The organism is Desulfosporosinus acididurans, from assembly GCF_001029285.1.
Taxonomy (GTDB): domain Bacteria; phylum Bacillota; class Desulfitobacteriia; order Desulfitobacteriales; family Desulfitobacteriaceae; genus Desulfosporosinus; species Desulfosporosinus acididurans.
On the sequence record NZ_LDZY01000003.1, the window covers coordinates 39,889 to 57,607 of the forward strand.

The following is a 17,719-nucleotide window of genomic DNA, read 5'->3' on the forward strand; positions in this document are numbered from 1 at the left end:
AATTCAGGACTAACAAGGTTCAAGGCAAAAGCTCCTCCTCTGGAACCTCTCGCATATCTCTTGCCGGGAAACCTTTAACAACACGTTTGGCTGTGGTATCTTTTGTAACCAGGGCTCCTGCTGCCACAAAGGTTTCGGGAGCAACCTTGACTCCCGGCAAAAGGATGGACGCACCGCCAATTCTGGCACCTTTTTGAATCGTCGCACCTTTTATCGATTTGAAACGCTTTTCCGTGCGTCCCATATAGTTATCATTGGTTGTCGTAACCATGGGAGCAATAAATACCCGTTCCTCAATTTCCATATAGGCTGTTATGTAGGAACCGGTCTGTATCTTGGTAAAGGAGCCAATCTTAGTATCATTTTCGACGACGACTCCGCTGCCGATCACAACATTTTGACCTACTGAACACCGCTCCCGGACTATTGCTCCATCGCCAATGAACGCTTTATCTAAGTAAGTTGTTCCTGCATAGAGAACCGATGAACAACCGATGGTATAGCCATTCCCCATGTTAAGGGGGGGAAGGTCTTCCTGGGTTTTTACCGTACTTGTAGCAGCGGCTTTAGGCAAGCGTCCGATAGAAGAACTGCTGCCAATAAAGCCTTCATCACCAAGCTGAGTCTGCTGATATATCGTAGTATGGTCTCCTACCCGGGAATGAAGCCCCAGTTTTGCTCCTGATCCAAGGGTCACACAATTTCCGAGTTCACTTCCGGCACCTACAATTGCCCCATCAGCGAGAACACAACCGGCTCCCAGAACTACATTTTCGCCCAGGATAACGTTTTCGCCAATCACACAAAACGGCCCAATCGCTGCGCTTGAGGGCACTACAGCACTCAGGGCAATCTGCCGCGGCACGTTGTTTTGAGACATAGACTCTACTCCTTTTTTAGCTTTCTATGAGTGGAAACACAACGGGCTGTTTTGTTTCTTGGCATTTATAAATGGCCAGAATAATTTCCAGAGCTTTTCGCCCTTCCTCTCCGGGTATGGCCGGAACTCGGTCTTCACGAATGGCGTGAATCATGTCCAAGATGAGTTCACGGTGTCCGAAGCCATAAACGGTCGGCGGGTCAACTTCCTGGCTGGCAAAGATTTGTTTCTTCTCTTCTTCGCTGTCCGGAAATTCCCAGACTTCAATGCGGTTCACTGCAATTCCGCCAACAATAACAGACCCCGTTTCTCCGAAAACATTGATCGTTTCTTCAATGTTCTTGGGGTAAATGGTCGAGGCGGCTTCAATGATACCGATGGCACCGTTCTTAAACTTAATCACGGCTGCGCCCATGTCTTCCATTTCAATTTTACGCAAAAACGTTGACGTATATCCAAAAACAGAATCCACGGGGCCGAACATCCACTGCAGTAAGTCGATGTTATGGATCGATTGGTTCATAAGAACCCCGCCGTCTTGAAGCTTTGTTCCGCGCCAGGGGGCTTGGAGGTAGTAATTGTCATTGCGGTTCCAGCGCACAGTAGCCTGTCCATGGGTTAGTTTGCCGAAACGTCCATCCTCTAATGCTTTACGCACAAGCTTAATCGAAGCATTGAAACGGTTTTGGTGAATGACCGCTAATTTCACGCCGGCTTTGCGGCAGGCAGCAATCAGAGCATCGGCTGTGTTCAGCGTCATGGCCATTGGTTTTTCCACCATGACATGTTTTCCTGCTTCAGCAGCGGCAATTCCGATTTCGGCATGCAAACCGCTGGGAGTGGCAATCGTCACAACGTCAATGTCCGGTCTCTTGAGCATTTCCTGATAATCCTTATAAGGCTCTGCTCCGTATTTATCCGCAAAGTTTTGGGCATGTTCAGGTACAATATCACATACAGCAACTAATTCTGCTTCGGGTAAGGCAGCGATAGATTCCGCATGTTTGGGGGCTATTCTTCCGCATCCGATAATAGCAAAGCGGATTTTCTTTTCTTCGCTCATCAATCCACATCTCTTTTCTTTAAAATTTATCTCTGATAACAATCCCAATTGTTCATGGGCCAAACTATAAAAGTTCCTTTAGGCTTATAACCTATTTCAAATTATTGTTTGTCAGACTTGAGATCTTTATCCAATCATCAGACTCCCACTTCGATAAGTGGAGTAGTTCCCATGCCTTACTTCGGCGGGGGTAGAGTCCATCCTTCAGCACGAAAGAATTCGTTATAGGCTGGGCGCTTTCGTCACCGAAGACCTGATGTTTAGCTTTAGCTGAACGAGTTCAGTTAATTTATGACTTTTTGGTAAAAAATAACTATTACTATATACAGGTTTAAGGGGAATCATGAAGATTCCCCTTAAGCGCGTATTTCAGTCAAGTTTCCGTTTCTCCGCCGTTTCCGGCGCAGAAACCTTATATTTTAGAGATTTTGTCCCGATTGTCCTGGACTTCTTTAGTAGCATTGCGGGTGTCCACGACCAGCTTCGCCTTTTCCGCCACACGTGCATAATCCACCGCACTATGGTCGGTTAAAATCAGAACTCCGTCGGCATCTGCCAATACTTCATCAGTCAGAGGTACGCTCTCCAGATGCACCGTACTTCCGCCATGAGGTTCAATCACCGGAATATAGGGATCATGGTAGGTAACATTAGCTCCCTGTTTACGCAGAAGCTCCATGATCTTTAAGGCCGGAGATTCACGGACATCGTCAATATCCTTTTTATAGGCTACTCCTAAAACAAGTATTTTAGCGTCTTTTAAGCTCTTATTTTCGCTGTTGAGCGCTCTGACCAGCTTATTAACAACATAGTAGGATACCTCGACATTAATTTCCCCCGCCAATTCAATGAACCGCGTATGGAAATCGTATTCGCGAGCCTTCCAGGTAAGATAGAAGGGGTCAATAGGAATACAGTGACCGCCAACACCAGGGCCGGGATAAAAGGTTTGAATACCGAAGGGTTTCGTTCCGGCAGCTTCCACCACTTCCCAAATATCAATCCCCATGCGGTCGCAAAGCATCATCAGTTCGTTAACCATGGCAATGTTGACGGCCCGATAGGTATTCTCGAAGACCTTAGTCAGCTCAGCTGCTGCAGGAGAAGAGACGGGAACAACGTTCGTGATGGTTTGCATATAAAGCGCGTAGGCGATCTCTAAGCAAATGGGAGTCATTCCCCCAACAACTTTAGAGGTGTTTTTCGTGCTGAAACGTTTGTTGCCTGGGTCAACCCGTTCCGGCGAGAAGGCCAAGAAAAAGTCTTTTCCGACTTTAAGGCCTGACTTTTCCAAGAGGGGTAGAATGACTTCCTCTGTTGTACCAGGATAGGTGGTGCTTTCCAGCGTAATTAATTGTCCTGGGCGAATGTATTGGGCAATTTTCTCTGAAGAAGCAGCAATGTAGGAAATATCCGGATCTCGGGTGATGGTCAAAGGGGTCGGAACGCAAATGATTACGACATCACATTCAGCCAAACGGGAGAAATCTGTCGTGGCAGTTAACAAGCCTTTGCCCACCATATCTGTCAGGTCCTGATCTTTAACATCACCGATGTAATTATCGGCAGCATTAACACGATCAACCCGAACAGAATTAATGTCAAAACCAATTACCGAGAAGCCGACCTTACTTTTTTCAACAGCCAAGGGGAGACCTACATATCCCAAGCCCATGACCCCGATACGAGCTTCGTGTTTTAGGATCTTTTCTTTGAGGGCCTTGGCAATAACATCCTCACTAGTAATCACATTTTTTACGGTCATCATAATGACTCAATTCCTCCTTATTTGGCTACAGCGTTAGAGTTCTTCTTGTGAAAGGTCGGAATGACAGTCTGCAACAAGGAGATCACTTCGTCACGTGTCAAAGAACTGCCCCGCTCGCGAACTATATGCGTAAGTTCTTCCAAAACACTCACGTCAATAAAGCTTGGTTTTGCTACAAATATTCGACTGTGTTTCGTAGACGTGATGCCTTCCTCTGCTGTCAATAATTCCTCATAGAGTTTTTCTCCCGGCCGAATCCCTGTGAATTGTATCTTAATATCGACATCAGGCTCAAAACCTGAAAGCCGAATCAAGTCTTTAGCTAAGTCCAAAATTTTAACCGGTTGGCCCATATCCAAAATAAAGATCTCTCCGCCCTGAGCCATAGCTCCGGCTTGGATCACTAACTGGGTCGCTTCCGGGATGGTCATAAAGTAACGTATCATCTCCGGATGAGTTACGGTGACAGGGCCTCCTTTGGCAATTTGTTTCTTAAAGGTCGGAATAACACTGCCACTGCTTCCTAATACATTGCCAAAACGTACCGCCACAAATTTTGTCTGCGACCTGCGGTCTAAATTCTGGATCATTAATTCAACGGTCCTCTTAGTTGCTCCCATAATACTGGTAGGGTTGACCGCCTTATCCGTAGATATGGAGACAAAGGTTTTAACCTTAAATTCATCGGCAGCTTCCGCTAGATTCTGAGTACCCAGCACATTATTTTTCAGGGCTTCTTCCGGATTCCGCTCCATTAGAGGAACATGCTTATGGGCTGCGGCATGAAAGACTACCCCTGGTTTATACCGACCAAATACCAAAAATACTTTTTCCCTGTCTTTAATATCCAAAATTTCAGTAACGTAATCAATTCCCGGCCGCTCAGAGCGAAGTTCCTGTTCAATATCAAAAATACTGTTTTCTCCGTGCCCAATCAGCACCAGTTTCCCGGGATTAAACCTGGCAACCTGTCGGGAAATTTCCGACCCGATGGAACCTCCGGCACCGGTAATAAATACCGTCTCGCCGGAAACATAACCTGCTACCTCTTCTAAATCCACAGAAACAGGATCACGGCCCAATAAATCTTCCACTTGAATCTGCCGAATAGGCTTGATATTAATATCTCCGCTGATGACGTCATATACACCCGGCATGATTTTCAAATCGACACCAGACTTTTCGCAAATTTGCACAATCTCACGGACCGAGTCGCCTGAGGCCGAAGGCATAGCAATAATAACTTCATCAATATTGTGACCTTTGACGACGCGGTTAATATCTTTACGTGTTCCTAAAACAGGAATTCCCAGCAGCTGAAGCTTTTGCTTCTCGCTGTCGTCGTCAATAAAGCCGATCGGACGTCCATCACGGTAGTTGCGGTTTTTTAATTCTCTGGCAGCTAAAACACCGGCATCTCCGGCTCCTACGATGAGCACTTGTTTTTGGGAACCCGGAACATGTCGGTCAAAGACATTTTCCTGCACTATGCGCCAGATAAAGCGCGAACCGCCAATTAAAAAAACCATGACCAACCAGAGCAAAACGGCAGCGGAGTTGGGCATTCTTAAAGGAAATTTTGATAAACCAATACTATAGTAATAAACAACTGCTACTGTCCCGGCTGTTCCAACGGTTACCGCATAGATAATGGAAAGCAGCTCTCCGGTACTGGCATATTGCCAAAGCCTGTTATACAGACCAAATATGTAGAAAACAGCAATATACAAGATCGTAGCCGCTGCGGCTGTATGGTAATAAGTTTGATAGTACTCTAACGGAATATGCCCAAAGATCTCAAAACGTAAATAAAAACTGCTAAAGGCTGCTATGTTGATTAACAGAGCATCAATCAGCATAAGGATTAATGTACGTTTACGAAATAACACTTAGTTCAGCCCCTTCTGATATACCTAAAGAAAACAAAATTATACATTCTGCAGTACAAAAAGTAATGAATCTTTATCGTTCTAAAGTTTACTACAACTTATATGCTTTTACAACTCAAACATCCCGTCAAACTACAGCCTCTTAGTATTTTTTCGGCTTAACGCTTAACCACTTTTTGTTGACCAAAACCGACTAAGTAATAACTAAAGGGCAAATAACTGATGATGCGAACTCCAGCATAGCTTAAAATTAAGGTAACCGTAAAGACAATTGGATAGAAAACCCATTGATTGGGGCCTATCTGATGACTGCTTAAAATATTAATCGTTGTTTGATTAAAAAAGAGATGAATGAGATAAATCCCAAAAGAATAATCCCCGAGTCTCGTCATGACCTTTGCAAAAAAATTCCTGCTCCGGGCCAGGCTGCCGGCCAAGTTCCATAAGAAAAGAAAGGTTACCAGTCTCAAAACCGGATAAACAAGCTCTGAACCCGTTGTGAAATAGGGCGGAATTTCATCATAGATATGACCAGTGGTTAAACCTATAACAATAAAAAAACTGGCTCCAAAGGTCAAAATCAGAGACATCGTTCCCCAAATCGGCGTCAGGCTCTTAGGGAACGCTCTTAATTGGACGAAATGGTCAAAGGAATAAATTCCAAGCGTGAAGTAGAAAAGGTAGGCAATTCCGTTAACCTTAATGACATTGGCATAAGAGGTATGGGCGCCTACCATCCAAAGAACTTGAATAACGAGCATTCCCGTGAGAAAGTATTCTGATTTGCCGCGTGCTTTACAAAAATCATACCCTTTAATAATTAAAGGGTAAGCAATATACAGCTGAATAATAATGGCAAAAAACCACAAATGATAGGATGCGTCGGAATGCCAGATGCTTTCGGCAATTAGCTTCAGATTAGCCGGCAGCGAACTGTTCTGCATTTCCTGCCAATGATTAAACGCCGTGTACAAGGCGGAAAAAATTACATATTGGGGAAGAATCGAACGTGCCCTTTTAACGTAAAACTTCGTCACAGGGAAATTTTGGCGATAATTCTTCGCTAAAACAAAACCGGAAATTGCAATAAATAAAGGAACGGCAAATTGAGAAAATACATCCGTCCAAATACCTAAAAGAGCTAAAGTTTTATAAGGCTGAACTTTTGTAAAGTAGCCTGTCGTATGAATTGCTAAAACCGCTAAAATACTAAATCCTCTAAGAAAATTAATTTCGGCAATTTTCTCTGTTTTGGCTTGAGCCCCTTGATTTTTCATTAATCTCTACGTTTCCTCTTTTAGTATAATTACTCGTTTATCTGCTCTCGATAAAGACAGACAGCTATATGCACTTGCTGCATACGGGGCCTGCTTAATTTATCCAGTCGCAGGGCTCCCACTTCACAAGCGGGAGTGATTCCCGAGTTATCTATTATAATTATACTGATTTGTTGGGAAGATTACAAAAATCGGTCTGGTTTTGGTTATCCTTTTGACGAGTCTCACCCAAAGCAAAATAGCGTCCGTAAGGGACATGCTGTATTACCTGATAAAAGAGAAGAGGGACAATAATCCCGATAACAAAAAAACGCAGAGGTGTAATGGCCAGGAACCGGCGAGCAAAAGCAGCTGCACCGGGATGCAAATACATAATCACCATGGATGCTTCCCCAATATAGCTTAATCCCTGTTTCAACCCCTGAATGTGTTCAAGGAACATGCTCAGTTGAACGAAAAGCACGATGAACGCTGCCGGAAGCAGAAGGTTTGTTCCGAAATAATAGTATTGACGATGTTTCATATCCAAACCATAGTCCAGGATATGGTGAGCATATAAATAAATAAAGCCTAAAACTATGATCCATGCAATCCCGAAAGCCATGCGCCGTATTTTCAGGTCTTCCAGAAGCTTTCTTTGTCTCATGAGATGTCCGAGAGCATAAAACACAATGGCATAGAGGCCGACATCCAAATTCCAAGGCACAAAGGTGTTGGGCAGATAGCGTGATTCACCATAAGCCAGCAAGAAGCACCCTGCGATTATCAGCCCTCTCACCAAAGGGGAAGAAAGCTTACGACAGAAAACATCATAAACGACCTGAACAAAAAGCAAAACAGTGGGAAACCAAAAGGTGGCATATACTCCTCCTAAAAGACTGCCTCCCAATAAAAGGGCTTCCCAATTCTGGTGCCAAAATTCCAGCGCCGAATAACCTCTGTAACCATTGAAGACAAGAACCGGCAGAGTCAAAAGAACGAGATAAAACACATAGGGCACTATAAGGTGCTTTACTTTGCGCTGAACATACTGAGTACCTTTAGACATAGGTTTAAAGCTGTACAAATAGCCGCTGATCCAAAAAAACAAGGGCATATGAAACCAAAACATATAGAAGGAAACTTTGCTTCCTGCGTGTCCCCAGACAACGGTCAAAATTCCCAGGCCTTTTAAAATATCGGCCCATTCAAGGTGTTTCGTTTCCTGGGCTAAGTTGATTCCCACCTTTCCCTTCGGCCTCCCTTGTTCTTTTATTAATTAATTAAACTCAGGATAGTTTATCATAGACCAGCCGTTTCTGCACGCTAAAGAAAGTTTTGCGATGAACTCTGTTTCTTCCTCAAAAAAGCTCCGCTTAGCAACCAGCAGATTTGTGAGTAAATCTAGCCGTTGGAAGCGGAGCATCTTGCAGTGAGTAAACTCGAGATTACCTCTAGTTTTTTGGATCTTTTAATTACTGATGGAGCTCTCACCGGTAATCAGCCAATGAGAATTCAATTTCATCAGGTTCACGCGAACATGTACATTTTGTTCATGCTCTTCCCCGACAGGAACGCTCTCAGTGATATTGTAATCCCTGGCGGTGTAACGGTAATCTACCCGCAGAGTTGCTGTATTATCATCGGCACTTTCTACATCGACCCGATCAAAGTTAACGGAGGTGACGTCCAAACCTATGCCCTGAACTAGGAATTCTTCGGCGCGCCGTGCATGTTTTTCATATATCTCTCCGGAATAGGCCTTGGCAAGCTTTAAGCGGAAGGTGTCAATATCCACCGACTTCCAAGCATCAAAAAATGTCCCAATATCCTGTTTATAATCGGCAATTATTTGATTCTTTAAAGCCTCAGGGACAGAGGTTCCTTTTGCCTGCCCTTGGCTGCCGCCATTTTGAGCTGCTGTATTGGCGCTTAAACTTGAATCGCTCTGACCCGGAGTGGAAGAGTTTCCCGATGTTTGATCCGAAGTCGAGTTATTTACGGAGGTATCCGTCTCTGTATTGCCCGTTTGCGGGACTTGACTTGAATCAGCAACTGGGACCGAAACTGTATGGACATTTTCCTGCCCCCGCAGCTTGTTAATAAAGGAGGCAGCTGAACTGGAATTTGCAACTAATGACATTCCTATTATCCCTGTCAAAACCCCCAAACCTAGCGTCAACCCGCCTATTAGGTAATTCATTTTACGCATAAAGACCAAAATCTCCTTCAACTGGATTTTTACTACTATCATGACCAGTGAAAAAGATTTTTAGACATTTAGGCCTTAATTTAGGAAGTGAACTCGTTCAGAACATCGAGACTTCGGCGGGGGACTCTACCCCCACCGAAGCAGAGTACAGGGGGACCCACTCCCACTTAAAGAAGTGGGAGTCTTACGCTTGGATAAATCGCAAGGCCTGTCCATTCGGGCAGGCCTTGCGATTTATTCAATTGCTATGGGTGGTTTTTCTTGCAACAACTTAATTAGTTTTCAACCTTGTCAAACAAGGTCACAGTCTACTGAATCAAGTTGTTTATTCAGTTGTTTAATAGCAAGTCAAATTTCGTCTAAGATCATCCCTTTAGACAGCGAAATTCTATTTTAAAATCAGGTTTTCCATGTGTCATCTCAACATGCTTAACCCTTATGTCTTTTAAAAAATAATCTATGCGAGATACCTATTGCCGTTTGCACCATGGAAATAATTCTGCGCATTCCTTGCCAGTTTAATTGCTCCGACTAAGCTGCATACCCCTTCTGTTATTACTGCTTAACCAAACCTCGAATTAGGTCCGTTTAGTTGCAAACGGCGTTGCCCCATAGATTTTAGAATTTGTATCATTGCGAAAGATATGACTATCTAAGTCATGAATCCCCTGATGGAATTGCTCAATTCGAGCCTTATCTTTCGAATCAAAGGCATCGATCCCCGTATTTAGCAGAAGGTCGAAATAATTCGTGAACGCTGCCGCTTTGCTTGCATTGGGCTCATTTTTAAGCTGCTTGTCCCAAAGAGTCTTGTGGAAGATGATGTACTTTTTGATATCCTGTTCGTTCATTTGAGGACCTGCTGCCGGTCCATACAGATAGCCATCCACATATTGATGGATGTTCCACGCAGTGCCAAAGGCTAACGTTTTGGCATCATTGCTTAAGGCGTTGTCTCCGAAGTAAGCTGCAACCGATGGCGCCAAGTCGATTTTGGTCGTATCCGGTTCCTTATATTTATTTTTGGAACCTGTGTCACCTTGAGCAGGTGTGTTAATCGTACTGGGAGCAATTACGGTTGGCGTGGCTTTTCCGGGTGCTGCCCCACCGTCAGGCAACGACGCACCAGTCCCAGATCCAGATCCAGTTCCGGGTCCGGTTCCCGTCCCTGTGCCTGTGCCCGTGCCACTGGCGGCCGCATTGTTGCCAGGTGTATTGGTGTTGTCAACTACTGGATTCTGAATAACTGCTTGGTCTGATACCGTGCTTTGTTGCCGAAATACTTTCCACACACTGGGTCCATAAACCCCGGCGGCAACAACAGCGCCTGCCAGAACCAGCGTTCCCGCAACAGTCGCTATCCGCTTCTTATCCATTGGCCTCATTGGTCTCTTCCCTCCTTATTTCTTTTTTCTTGGTACGTGAGTATTTTACCAATTATTGGGAGAGAAGCTTGTCACTTTTGCTGTGTGACACGACCTATTTTCCGTCTCTAGAAGTATCGATTTGCCAACAGACGCTTTAGAGTAATACTTTTTCGCGAAAATGACTCAGCATTTATCATAATAATTTGTTGATTCCTATTCATTGCTACCAATATTTCGTACGAGATTTTGCAAATAACTCATTAGTTCTTCGGCAAGATCCTCCCGGCGCAAGGCATATTCAATAGTGGCCTCGACAAACCCCAACTTATCACCCACATCATGCCGGCGTCCGTCAAATTCATAAGCCATAACTTCCTGATAGCGCCCTAGTTCCTTAATTCCATCTGTAAGCTGTATCTCCCCGCCTTTGCCCGGTGGCAGGGCTTCTAATAGATCAAATATCTCCGGATTTAAAATATAGCGTCCCATAATTGCCAGATGAGTCAGAGGGGCGTCTTCCGGCTGCGGTTTTTCAACCAGATTCTTAGCCCGGTACAGGCGCTCAGCAAACTTTTCACCATCAACAATTCCGTATTTAGAAATATCATCCAAAGATACTTCCTGAACCCCGACCATACTGGCACCATAACGCTCATATTGGTTCATCATTTGCCGCAAGGCAGGTACTTCAGAATTAATAATATCGTCACCCAACAGAACGGCAAAGGGTTCCTGGCCGATAAATTTACGCGCGCTATAGATTGCATGGCCTAAGCCCAAAGCTTCTTTCTGGCGAACGTAATAGATATCCGCTAACCTTGCGATATCTTGAACCAAATCCAGCAGTTCTTCTTTGGAATTTTTTTCCAGATAGGTCTCCAGTTCCATGGAGCGGTCAAAGTGGTCTTCAATAGCCCGTTTATTGCGGCCGGTTACGATAATAATATCTTCTATCCCGGAATTAATGGCTTCTTCCACAATATATTGAATTGTTGGTTTATCGACAATAGGCAACATCTCTTTCGGTTGGGCCTTCGTTGCCGGTAAAAATCGAGTACCCAGTCCTGCTGCCGGTATTACGGCTTTGCGAATTTTGCGCATAGTTGACTCTCCTTTTTCATAACACTTATTTCTGTCCATTATGTATATAATAGAACTCTCTTACACATTCGCCAATAAGCCAAGAAGTTCCTTCCATATACCTATTATTTTAGTATAATAAGGAATTTAAGGAATCACAAGCCACGTCTTCCAATAGATACTTATTAGTACTATGTATGGGCCAATTCTGATCAACCATACTAACCCCATGAAAACATTAAAACATTTTCTAATCTACGGAATAGTCGGCCTCGTTCTTGAGGTCATCTATACGGGGATCGCCTCTCTTCTAAAAGGCGATTACAGTATGCAGGGATTTACCTTTTTGGTTATGTTCCCAATCTATGGCCTTGCTGTATTTCTCGAGCCTCTGCACAGCAAAATCCGTACTATCCCTTGGTGGATACGCGGTACCTTTTATTTAACGCTTATTTGGCTTGTTGAGTATACCAGCGGTTTAATGCTGGCGATCATTCTTGGGCACTGCCCCTGGCACTATTCTGATCCTTTAAACATTAACGGACTTATCACCTTAAAAATGGCCCCTGAATGGTTCTTAGCCGGCTTAGGCTTTGAGTTTCTGCATGATTATTTAGACAAAATTACAATTTAATTAACGTTTGGAATTTGCGGACAAATAGCAGAAAAGGCTGGAACAAATCGGGACGTCGATTTTGTTTCAGCCTTTAATTTTATTGCAGCTAGTTATAGTCTTTAACTTAGTTATAACCTTTAACTTAGTTATAACCTTTAACTTAGTTATAACCTTTAACTTTTATGCCTAACCGCTAAGATTATCTATTAACTATTTTCTTTTGTTTCTTTCTTTAATTCGGCCTTCTCGACTACTTGATCCACTATACCATACTCTTTTGCTTCTTCAGCAGTCATATAATAATCCCGGTCCGTGTCTTTTTCAACTTTTTCCAATGGTTGGCCTGTTCTTTCAGCCAAAATTTTGTTCATTTTTGCCTTAGTACGCAGTAATTGTTTGGCATGAATTTCGATTTCCGTTGCTTGCCCGGAAAGGCCATGTCCGCCGATTAAGGGCTGATGGATTAGCACTTCTGCATTAGGAAGAACAGCGCGTTTTCCTTTAGTTCCGGCAGCTAACAGGAAAGCTCCCATACTGGCAGCCATCCCGATGCAGATGGTGCGTACGTCAGAACGAATGTATTGCATGGTGTCGTAAATAGCCATTCCGGCTGTAATTGAACCGCCCGGACTGTTGATGTATAAGTTGATATCCTTTTCAGGATCTTCTGCTTCAAGGAAAAGCATTTGCGCCACAACAAGATTAGCTACATCGTCGTCGATTGCGCCGCCAAGAAAAATGATTCTGTCTTTAAGAAGACGAGAGTAGATATCATAGGAGCGTTCTCCGCGATTGGTTTGCTCCACAACCATTGGAACGAGATAACCCATTTATAATTCCCCCTATTCACAATATTAATTAGCAGTATTTAACCTAATATATTCTGGCCGATTACGTTTATTTTATAACAAAGGTCAGTTAAGGTCAAATGATTTAAGCTTAAACTTTACTAAAAATGTTGTTCCCTGCGAATTTGTCACCACGTCAATACTGGCATCATGACGGGCTGCAATGCCATAACAAACTGCCAGGCCTAAACCAGTCCCCTGTTCTTTTGTTGTTAAGAAAGGAGTACCTAAGCGGTCGATAATTTCAGGACTAATACCTGTTCCCTCATCGCGGATCGATAAGATGACCGCCTTCTTTCATGGCTTCCAAACCATTGCGGGACAGATTAATAATCAATTGCCGGATCTCTTTGTCGTTTAATAATAAATCCGGCACCTCTCCTTTTTCCAAGACGACCAATTTGTCCTCGCGTATTGCATCCACTTCCAAAAGAGGCCTAATGGATTCTAAAATATCGTTGAGGTTTCCCCGGGCAAACTCGGTGGCCTTCGTTCGGCTGATGGATAAAAACTCTGTGATAATCGAATTGGCTCGATCAAGCTCACTGATCATAAGGGGAATATAATTTCTATAATGCTCAGACGTTGGATTGGCTTCAAGGAGTTGCAAAAATCCTCTAACCGTTGTCATGGGATTCCTAACCTCATGGCCAATGCTCGCAGCCATTTCCCCGATCAAATTCATATGTTCCATTCTTGTCATTTCTTTTTCCAATATTTTTTGGGTTGTTATGTCACGAACGATTGTCGACATGCCTATAATCTCTCCCCTTTGATTCTTAATAGGGGAAACGGTCAGGTAGACATAAATCAGCTGCCCGTCTTTCTTTATACGCTGAGTCTCGCTGTTGGTTACTGAAATCCCGTGAGAAACGTTCCAAATAATATCTCCAAATTCCTGCATTCTGTCTTGAGGAATTAAGCCTTTTATTGTTTTGCCAATAATCTCCTGTTTAGTATAGCCGTATATTCTTTCTGCCCCTCGGTTCCAATCCAGGATAATCCCTTCTAAGCTCAAACCGATAATTCCTTCATCCGTAGACTCGACAATGGATGCTAAGCGTAAAATACGCTCCTGAAACGCTTGCCGCTCCTTGATCTCCTTCTTCAGGTGTTGATTGGTTATCCTGCTCTCAACAAAAAAGAGTATTAAACTGATAACTGCGGTCCAAATGATCCCATGAACAACAATCTCTCTGCGTTTCTTAGTGGCTTCCTCGAGAATCAAACCCATAGGAACATGAACTGACATAGACCAAGGAGTTGTCGTTCTGCCAATCGTTATAGGTTTATAAATTTCATATGAATCTTTATTCATTGTACTAAAACGTTTTCCTTGTTTAATCGCCTCTTTTGCGCTGCTGTCTTCGACGGCCGCGCCTATTTTAGAGGGATTGCTGCTCGCCACGACTCGGCCATCATTGGACAAAAGGCTTATATATCCTCTTTCTAGGGGGCCGGCAGAAGTTATCGCCTTCTGAAAGGTTTCAGAGGAAATGTCAATTCCAACAACTCCATCAAAGGTTCCTTCGATCATAATGGGCACAACCACCCTGGTTATCATGACGTTTTTACCCATAATCGGATAGCAACAAGGTTCAATTACTGTTTCCTTATTTGTTCTTTTGGGAATTAAGTAATAATCTCCTGCTCCTGGGGTTCCATAATTCACGAGAGGTTCTAAATGAATCTTGCCATTTTGATTACTATAATAAGGTATAAAACGGCCTGTGCCGTCATAACCTGGTTTGTTCTTATAGTCTGCATCCATACCGTCAAGAGCATTCGGTTCCCATAGAGTCCAGACTGCAGTAAACTGAGGGTTATCTTGCAGGACTTTAGCAAGAATCCTGCCCATTACCACCCGGTCAGGATGGTGAGTAAGCCGCACTTGTTGAAATGTATAGGACAGTGTTCTCGCCGTGTCCATAGCAAAATCCAGGTTAGCCTTTACATAGGTGCCATTTTCTTCAGCGCTTTCTTCGGCCGATTGATAAGCTGAATCCTTGGCCATTTCACTCGATTCCATCGATAGGATATAAGTGATAATCACAAAGGACAGTAAAGTAATTATGCCAAGTGATAGTAAAATTTTTGCTCTCAAGTCTATATTTTTGTGCACTTATTCATTCTCCTGCTGCCTTAGGCACTTATATTGAAACATGATTAAAAAGTTCTCTAAATTTTTCAATAATCCTTTCTTTAATTGCATTTTTATATTCTATAGTTGAATTAATTTCATAATGTCAAAAAAACTAATCCTGTATATCAAAGCGACAAGCAAAAAGGTTGGGATCTGACTTCATTTCATCAAATCCCAACCTCAACGCTTTTTTGCGATAGAAAATATATGGGTTATAGAGCGTTTTCTCCGACATTTCCCGTTCTGATGGTAAAGGCGTTCTCCACAGATGTGACGAAGATCTTCCCATCTCCAATTTCCCCTGTCCTTGCCTCCTGCACAATCGTCTGAATCACCGCATCAACATCCTGATCTTTAACTACAATTTCAATTTTTACTTTGGGGATAAGATGAATATTATACTCAACTCCCCGATAGACCTGGGTATGCCCTTTTTGTTTGCCGCAGCCAATAACCTGCGTCACTGTCAAACCATTAACCCCATGATTGCTTAAGGCATCTTTAACAACGTCCAGCTTTCCAGGCCGAATGATAGCCTCTATCTTCTTCATCAAGGTCCCCCCTGCTCGTTCTAAAATATTAACATTAACTATGCTGAAATCAGATGAAGTCCGGATAAGCCTCTTCACCATGAAGTGAGAGATCCAAGCCAATCGTTTCTTGATCGTCACTTACCCGCAGTTTCGTAAACAGGCCGACAATTTTTAAAAGTATCCAAGTACCAATAACTGCAAAGGCTACCGTCGCTAAAACACTCAGAGCCTGAATTCCCAATTGTGAAGGGTTTCCGTACAATAGTCCATTGGCACCGGCAGGGTTAATCGTCTTGGTCGCAAAAATACCAGTAGCCAAAGCTCCCCAGGTTCCGCCAATTCCATGGCAGCCAAAAGCATCTAAAGCATCATCATATCCGAATTTTGCCTTCATTACACTAATAGTCAGATAACAAATAGCTCCGCCGATAAAACCGATGAGAATTGATGAAAGGGGTGTTACAAATCCGGCTCCCGGTGTGATGGCAACCAAACCTGCCACAGCTCCGCTGGCTGCGCCGAGAACCGTTGATTTTCCGCGATGATAACGTTCAACTACAGCCCAGGCGATGGCAGCTGCGGCAGCAGCCGTATTGGTATTCACCAAGGCCATACCGGCGAGGCCGTTAGCCCCCAAAGCACTCCCGGCGTTAAAACCGAACCAGCCAAACCACAAGAGACCTGCTCCCAAGACGGTAAAGGGGATGTGGTGAGGCGCCATGGAGTCTTTGCCCAGGCCTTTACGTTTTCCCAATACTAAAGCTACAATTAAACCTGAGTATCCGGAACTGATATGAACCACGTTTCCGCCTGCAAAATCTAATGCTCCGAGTGTTCTTAGGAAACCGCCGACTCCCCAGACCCAATGGGCAAGCGGATCATAAATTAGAGTAGCCCAGAGCAGCGAAAAGATAATAAAGGCCGGGAAGCGCATTCGTTCTGCAAAGGAACCGCTAATGAGGGCTGGAGTAATCACAGCAAACATCATTTGGAAAGCCATAAAAACAATGGCGGGAATCGTGGCCGCGTAATCCGGATTAGGAGCTGCCCCTACTCCATTTAAACCTAACCAATTTAAACTGCCAATAATACCATGAAAATCCGGTCCAAAAGCTAAGGTATAGCCTATTAAAATCCACTGTAACGATATAAGTCCTATAATAATCCAACTATGCATGATCGTACTAAGGACGTTCTTTTTGCGGACCATGCCTCCGTAAAAGAATGCCAAACCGGGCGTCATTAAAAGGACAAGCGCTGTTGACACTAAGACGAACGCTGTATCTCCAGTATCCATTTGTTATTCCTCCTGTTGAACAAATAAAATGGCGCTTTGAGTTCACTCCGATTAAAGAGTTAACTCAAAGCGCCATTGCTTTGTTTCGGTTTTCTTAATATTGGGTCCAGGGTGTGCACACCTTATGGTTGGTATTTTAGCACGTTAAAAGGTCGTTTGGCAATCCCCTGGTGGGTATGAATTTTGTATACCTGATGGGTCAAGACAGCAATTTCCTTTGATGGAGCATTATATGGAGAATCCTCGGGTCGGGGAGCTTCGCCCACATCGCTCACTCAGCATTCCAAGGCTCGCCCACTCGGTAGCGTGGGAGCTATCTTCAGCGGATAAATATTCTCTGAAGATAGCCGCTTCGAGCGAAAATGTCCACTGGACACTTTCGTACCAGAACCACAGGGTAATACCTGATGTGAACCACCGGCTTCGCTTCCCACGCAACCTTTGTGGGCCTTGCCGCCTCTCCATGCAATGAGTTCCCTCTTGTGGGCGAAGCTCCCTTCCTCTAAGGTCTATTTATCAGAGTGGCAAAGGAGGGAGTATTGAAAAACCAGCTTGAGCAGGTCGAAGACAGCGTCCACTTTCCTTTACAATCCAAACAAGGGACTGATGCAAAATGCATAAACGCTTTTTATTTAACAAAATCCCGCATAAATAGTGGTTTGAACCCTCCACATATGCAGAATTCCATTTATAAAAACGGATAGATATTCATCATGCAACGGCCCCTTGCGAATAATTGACTGTAAATCTGTATTCCGAAAAACCAA

Annotated in this window: 15 protein-coding genes; 1 reads left to right on the forward strand and 14 read right to left on the reverse strand. The window is 43.8% G+C overall.

Annotated features, from left to right (window positions below):
- Positions 1-19 precede the first annotated feature (19 nt).
- From DEAC_RS04095 to galU, 9 genes are all read right to left on the reverse strand, one after another.
- Positions 20-880: an acyltransferase gene (locus DEAC_RS04095; protein ID WP_047808779.1), complete on the reverse strand. Its 861-nt coding sequence runs from the start codon at positions 878-880 to the stop codon at positions 20-22.
- A 16-nt stretch (positions 881-896) separates the two neighbouring features.
- Complete coding sequence (locus DEAC_RS04100) at positions 897-1,943, reverse strand: Gfo/Idh/MocA family protein (protein ID WP_047808780.1); 1,047 nt, start codon at positions 1,941-1,943, stop codon at positions 897-899.
- Between the two features lie 412 nt (positions 1,944-2,355).
- Positions 2,356-3,711: a nucleotide sugar dehydrogenase gene (locus DEAC_RS04105; RefSeq protein WP_047808781.1), complete on the reverse strand. Its 1,356-nt coding sequence runs from the start codon at positions 3,709-3,711 to the stop codon at positions 2,356-2,358.
- 17 nt (positions 3,712-3,728) lie between these two features.
- Positions 3,729-5,600, reverse strand: coding sequence for a polysaccharide biosynthesis protein (locus tag DEAC_RS04110; protein ID WP_083995891.1), 1,872 nt, complete (start codon positions 5,598-5,600; stop codon positions 3,729-3,731).
- A 158-nt stretch (positions 5,601-5,758) separates the two neighbouring features.
- Positions 5,759-6,877 (reverse strand): acyltransferase, encoded by a 1,119-nt coding sequence (locus DEAC_RS04115; protein ID WP_047808782.1) that lies wholly within the window; start codon positions 6,875-6,877, stop codon positions 5,759-5,761.
- A 160-nt stretch (positions 6,878-7,037) separates the two neighbouring features.
- Positions 7,038-8,102, reverse strand: coding sequence for an acyltransferase family protein (locus tag DEAC_RS04120; protein ID WP_047808783.1), 1,065 nt, complete (start codon positions 8,100-8,102; stop codon positions 7,038-7,040).
- Positions 8,103-8,327: 225 nt separating this feature from the next.
- Positions 8,328-9,068, reverse strand: a complete 741-nt coding sequence (locus tag DEAC_RS04125; RefSeq protein ID WP_047808784.1) for a hypothetical protein — start codon at positions 9,066-9,068, stop codon at positions 8,328-8,330.
- 578 nt (positions 9,069-9,646) lie between these two features.
- Positions 9,647-10,453: a hypothetical protein gene (locus tag DEAC_RS04130; RefSeq protein WP_047808785.1), complete on the reverse strand. Its 807-nt coding sequence runs from the start codon at positions 10,451-10,453 to the stop codon at positions 9,647-9,649.
- A gap of 195 nt (positions 10,454-10,648) precedes the next feature.
- Positions 10,649-11,536 carry a UTP--glucose-1-phosphate uridylyltransferase GalU gene (galU, locus tag DEAC_RS04135; RefSeq protein ID WP_083995893.1) on the reverse strand — a complete coding sequence of 296 codons (888 nt, stop codon included), beginning with the start codon at positions 11,534-11,536 and terminating at the stop codon, positions 10,649-10,651.
- A 208-nt stretch (positions 11,537-11,744) separates the two neighbouring features.
- Between galU and DEAC_RS04140 the strand changes: the two genes are divergently transcribed.
- Positions 11,745-12,149 carry a putative ABC transporter permease gene (locus DEAC_RS04140; RefSeq protein WP_047809047.1) on the forward strand — a complete coding sequence of 135 codons (405 nt, stop codon included), beginning with the start codon at positions 11,745-11,747 and terminating at the stop codon, positions 12,147-12,149.
- Between the two features lie 188 nt (positions 12,150-12,337).
- Here the strand turns inward: DEAC_RS04140 and clpP are convergent, their stop codons facing one another.
- The 5 genes from clpP to DEAC_RS04165 all read right to left on the reverse strand — a co-directional run bounded on the left by clpP (position 12,338) and on the right by DEAC_RS04165 (position 16,952).
- Complete coding sequence (clpP, locus tag DEAC_RS04145) at positions 12,338-12,961, reverse strand: ATP-dependent Clp endopeptidase proteolytic subunit ClpP (RefSeq protein ID WP_047808787.1); 624 nt, start codon at positions 12,959-12,961, stop codon at positions 12,338-12,340.
- A gap of 84 nt (positions 12,962-13,045) precedes the next feature.
- On the reverse strand, positions 13,046-13,264 hold the full coding sequence (locus DEAC_RS24115; protein ID WP_345788149.1) for an ATP-binding protein: 219 nt from the start codon (positions 13,262-13,264) through the stop codon (positions 13,046-13,048).
- Positions 13,245-15,101 (reverse strand): PAS domain S-box protein, encoded by a 1,857-nt coding sequence (locus DEAC_RS22050; RefSeq protein WP_242847069.1) that lies wholly within the window; start codon positions 15,099-15,101, stop codon positions 13,245-13,247. Before DEAC_RS22050 ends, DEAC_RS24115 begins: the two co-directional genes overlap by 20 nt.
- A gap of 233 nt (positions 15,102-15,334) precedes the next feature.
- Positions 15,335-15,673, reverse strand: coding sequence for a P-II family nitrogen regulator (locus DEAC_RS04160; RefSeq protein WP_047808788.1), 339 nt, complete (start codon positions 15,671-15,673; stop codon positions 15,335-15,337).
- Positions 15,674-15,722: 49 nt separating this feature from the next.
- Positions 15,723-16,952: an ammonium transporter gene (locus DEAC_RS04165; protein WP_047808789.1), complete on the reverse strand. Its 1,230-nt coding sequence runs from the start codon at positions 16,950-16,952 to the stop codon at positions 15,723-15,725.
- Between the last annotated feature and the right edge of the window lie 767 nt (positions 16,953-17,719).

What these genes read in the sequence shown, in the direction of transcription:
- DEAC_RS04140 (WP_047809047.1), top strand. Translation starts at nt 11,745, where the DNA reads ATGAAAACATTAAAACATTTTCTAATCTACGGAATAGTCGGCCTCGTT.
- DEAC_RS04100 (WP_047808780.1), bottom strand. Translation starts at nt 1,943, where the DNA reads ATGAGCGAAGAAAAGAAAATCCGCTTTGCTATTATCGGATGCGGAAGA.
- DEAC_RS04125 (WP_047808784.1), bottom strand. Translation starts at nt 9,068, where the DNA reads ATGCGTAAAATGAATTACCTAATAGGCGGGTTGACGCTAGGTTTGGGG.
- DEAC_RS04165 (WP_047808789.1), bottom strand. Translation starts at nt 16,952, where the DNA reads ATGGATACTGGAGATACAGCGTTCGTCTTAGTGTCAACAGCGCTTGTC.
- DEAC_RS04095 (WP_047808779.1), bottom strand. Translation starts at nt 880, where the DNA reads ATGTCTCAAAACAACGTGCCGCGGCAGATTGCCCTGAGTGCTGTAGTG.
- DEAC_RS04130 (WP_047808785.1), bottom strand. Translation starts at nt 10,453, where the DNA reads ATGAGGCCAATGGATAAGAAGCGGATAGCGACTGTTGCGGGAACGCTG.
- DEAC_RS04160 (WP_047808788.1), bottom strand. Translation starts at nt 15,673, where the DNA reads ATGAAGAAGATAGAGGCTATCATTCGGCCTGGAAAGCTGGACGTTGTT.
- galU (WP_083995893.1), bottom strand. Translation starts at nt 11,536, where the DNA reads ATGCGCAAAATTCGCAAAGCCGTAATACCGGCAGCAGGACTGGGTACT.
- DEAC_RS04105 (WP_047808781.1), bottom strand. Translation starts at nt 3,711, where the DNA reads ATGATGACCGTAAAAAATGTGATTACTAGTGAGGATGTTATTGCCAAG.
- DEAC_RS04115 (WP_047808782.1), bottom strand. Translation starts at nt 6,877, where the DNA reads ATGAAAAATCAAGGGGCTCAAGCCAAAACAGAGAAAATTGCCGAAATT.
- clpP (WP_047808787.1), bottom strand. Translation starts at nt 12,961, where the DNA reads ATGGGTTATCTCGTTCCAATGGTTGTGGAGCAAACCAATCGCGGAGAA.